Source organism: Phytoactinopolyspora endophytica (assembly GCF_004138495.1).
GTDB classification, from domain to species: domain Bacteria; phylum Actinomycetota; class Actinomycetes; order Jiangellales; family Jiangellaceae; genus Phytoactinopolyspora; species Phytoactinopolyspora endophytica.
Genome location: NZ_ML142851.1, coordinates 331142 through 334305, shown reverse-complemented (window position 1 = coordinate 334305; position 3164 = coordinate 331142). Strand labels below are relative to the sequence as shown.

The window sequence follows — 3164 nt, the reverse complement described above, 5'->3', positions numbered from 1 at the left end:
GAAACTCCGTGCCTGACGTGCTCGCCTGGTTCAACGAAGGCCTGGAAGATCTGATAACGACGCTTCAAGGGATGCCTGACGACGCCGAGGCGATGGTGTTCCTCAAGGATGCACCCCCGCCGCGGCGTTTCTGGGCCCGACGGCAGGCTCACGAGACGACGATCCACAGCATCGACGCCGTGTCCGCAGAGATCGGATCCATCCCGTCCGCGGCCGACGTATCCATTGATCCGGCCCTCGCGGCCGATGGCATCGACGAGCTGCTGTGCGGGTTCATCCCCCGCAGCAAGAGCAAGCTGCGCTCGCCTGAACCGTTCACCGTCTTGGTGACGACCGACGATACCGGCCATGCGTGGACAGTACGGGTCAGCGATGAACCTGTCCGTACGACGGCCGGCGATTCGGGCACTGCCGACGTGACCTTCTCCGGCACGGCCGCCCAGCTGTACCTCGGGCTATGGAACCGCGGCGACGAGCTCAAGGCCGCCGGACGCGACGATGCCCTGGAACAGTGGCGCGCACAGGTCCGCGTCCTCTGGAGCTGATGCATGCAACGCCAGGGGGCACGGCCGTCGGGCGCCGTGGGCGCCAGCACACGCCTCAACCTAGCTGCGCACGTGCTTCGGCGATGAAGTCCAGTTGCTCCGCCCAGGCTCCGTTGTCGCTCCCCGCGACAACGCGGTCAGCGCCGGCGTCCTCGTAGGCGGCGAAGATCTCAGCCAGCTCTGCCGGTGTCCGGGCCACCATCGGCACCCGGGCGGCGGTCTCCGGCGGCATGTGATGAACGTCGACGAGGTTGGTCACGAAAGCGTCGTATGCGCTTGGGCCATCCTCCTTCGCCATCATGATCAGATGTCCACCCACCGTCACCTCCGGCCTTGCCAGACCGCGCTCCTCGGCCCGTTCGCGCAGGCGGCGTACGGGACCGGCCAGATCGGCCGGAGCGGTCAGCGAGGGGAACCAGCCGTCGGCATGGTCCAGTACCCGTCCGAAGGCCCGCTCAGAACCTCCGACCAGGACCGGTGGCATTGGGGCAGCGGGCGCCTGCGTCAACGTCACCGCGGGTTCGGATTCGGTGTACTCGACCGGCTGCCCAGACATCAGCCGCGGCAGCAGCTCGAGCGTGGCGTCGGTGAGCCTTCCCCGGCTCCGTGCTGACACGCCGAGCGCCTGCCAGAACGGCGCCTGTGGAAAGCCGCCCGAGCCCACGCCGAGGATCAGCCGGTTGCCAGAGAGGTGCTGCAATGTCGCCACTTGCGTTGCCAGCCACGGAGCCGGACGCAGCGGAACTACGAGGACGCTGAACCCGATCGCGACCTGCTCCGTGACGGCGGCCGCCGTCGCTAGCGTGAGCGCCGCCTCCAGGGTCGGCATGCCGTCACCGGTCACGAGATCTGGCATCCATACCGACTCGAGACCCGCGGCCTCGATGTCACGGGCCGCTCCGGCGATGGTCGGGACCCCTGGCTCGCGAGGCTCGATCGCCATCGGCAGGCCAGTGCCGATCTTGACAGCAGACATGTCCCCCATCATGCGACTTCAACTTTGGTTTAAGTCAACGAAGAGCTCGCCCGGCCGAGCCCGCTCGACCTGCTGTGTGATTGAGACGTGGCCATCTGCAGGGGATCCGGCGGTCGTTGCTGCACCTCTCCCGCCGCAGCCAGGTCAGACCGCCTAAGAGCGCTGTCCCCGACCGGATGAATGCAGGTATCCGGTCAGCGCCTTGGCATCCCGCACCGCCTCGTCGAGCAGGTCTCGCATCGCGGCCTCGGCCGTTCCCGGGCGCTGTGCCCGCACGGCCTCCAGGACCGCCCGATGGCTGGGCGTCGGATCGGGCACACTCGGCCGGGCGTGCACCAGCTCGTCGCGCTCGGCCAGGCCCACCTCGATCACCATCTCCATCCGCTGCAGCAGTTCGTTATGCGTCGCGGTCAGGAGCGCATGGTGAAACGCGAGGTCGGCCTCGATGTGTCCGTCGGCGTCGCCGTCCTGGAACGCCTCGGCCATGGCGTCGAGGGCGGCGTCCAGCCGTTCGAGGTCCTCGACCGTGCGTCGCTCTGCCGCGAATCGGGCTGACGCGGGTTCGACGATCGACCGAACTTCGGCCAAATCGTCGAGGAAGGCCAAGTCGTTCTTGCCTTTGAGCTGCCATCCGATGACGTCGGCGTCGAGCAGGTTCCAACTACCGCGGTCGCGGACATATGTGCCGCGCTTCTGCCTGGCATCGACCAGGCCCTTCGCGGCCAAGACCTTCAACGCCTCCCGAACCACTGTCCGGCTGACGTCGAACTCCTCCCCGATCGCCCCCAGGTCCAGCCCTGAACCCTCCGCATAGCGGCCGGACAGGATACGCTGCGCGAGCTCGTGCACCACCTCGCCGTGCAGCCCGCGTCGCTGGTACACAGCCACTCTCGTCCTCCACCTACCCCACGATGCTGAACGGCCGGGACCACCCTGCCGGCACGATCACCCGGCGTTGCCGGCAACATCTACGGATCGAGCTCTCTATGCAGGCCACCAAACCACGGAAGGGTATCATTAAATCTGATTAATCGCCCATCACCACTCGGCGAAACTACCGTCTGTGTGCCGCCACACCGGCGAGCGCCACCGGTGTCCGACCTTGTCCGCCTGCCGCACCGCGTCCTCGTCGATCCGGATACCCAAACCCGGCCCGAGAGGCCGCTCCACGTGACCGTCCACGAACCGGAACACGGACGGGTCAAGCAGGTAGTCCAGCAAGTCGTTGCCGACGTTGTAGTGGATGCCCAGGCTCTGCTCCTGGATCAGGAAGTTCGGTGTGGCGAAGGCGACCTGCAGGCTCGCCGCCAGCGCGATCGGCCCGAGCGGACAGTGCGGCGCCAGCACCGCGTCGCACGTCTCCGCCAGCGCGGCGATCCGTCGTACTTCCGATATCCCACCGGCATGGGAGATATCCGGCTGCACCACACTCACGCCGGCCCGCAACGGACCGAGGAACTCGTGCCGGTCGAAGTAGCGCTCCCCCACGGCGATCGGCACCGAACTCGCCGCCACCAACGACGACAGCCGCTCGTCGAATTCGGGCAGCACCGGCTCCTCGACGAACAACGGATGCAGCGGCTCCATCAGCGGCAACAGCCGTCGCGCGTTGGCCGCGGAGACCCGCCCGTGAAAGTCGACGG

The 3164-nt window shown here is 67.4% G+C and carries 4 protein-coding genes; 1 reads left to right on the top strand and 3 read right to left on the bottom strand.

Features of this window, described 5'->3' with window-relative positions:
- The coding region (locus ELR45_RS07345) for a maleylpyruvate isomerase family mycothiol-dependent enzyme (RefSeq protein ID WP_165367564.1) at positions 1-545 on the top strand (545 nt) is incomplete at its 5' end.
- A gap of 55 nt (positions 546-600) precedes the next feature.
- Here ELR45_RS07345 and ELR45_RS07340 read toward each other — a convergent pair.
- The 3 genes from ELR45_RS07340 to ELR45_RS40530 all read right to left on the bottom strand — a co-directional run.
- Positions 601-1521, bottom strand: a complete 921-nt coding sequence (locus tag ELR45_RS07340) for an LLM class flavin-dependent oxidoreductase (protein WP_129664714.1) — start codon at positions 1519-1521, stop codon at positions 601-603.
- A 153-nt stretch (positions 1522-1674) separates the two neighbouring features.
- Positions 1675-2409 (bottom strand): FadR/GntR family transcriptional regulator, encoded by a 735-nt coding sequence (locus ELR45_RS07335; RefSeq protein ID WP_129664712.1) that lies wholly within the window; start codon positions 2407-2409, stop codon positions 1675-1677.
- 150 nt (positions 2410-2559) lie between these two features.
- On the bottom strand, positions 2560-3164 hold a 605-nt coding region (locus tag ELR45_RS40530; protein WP_276320648.1), incomplete at its 5' end, for an enolase C-terminal domain-like protein.

Coding starts and splice junctions, on each gene's coding strand:
- ELR45_RS07340 (WP_129664714.1), bottom strand. CDS start 1,521: ATGTCTGCTGTCAAGATCGGCACTGGCCTGCCGATGGCGATCGAGCCT.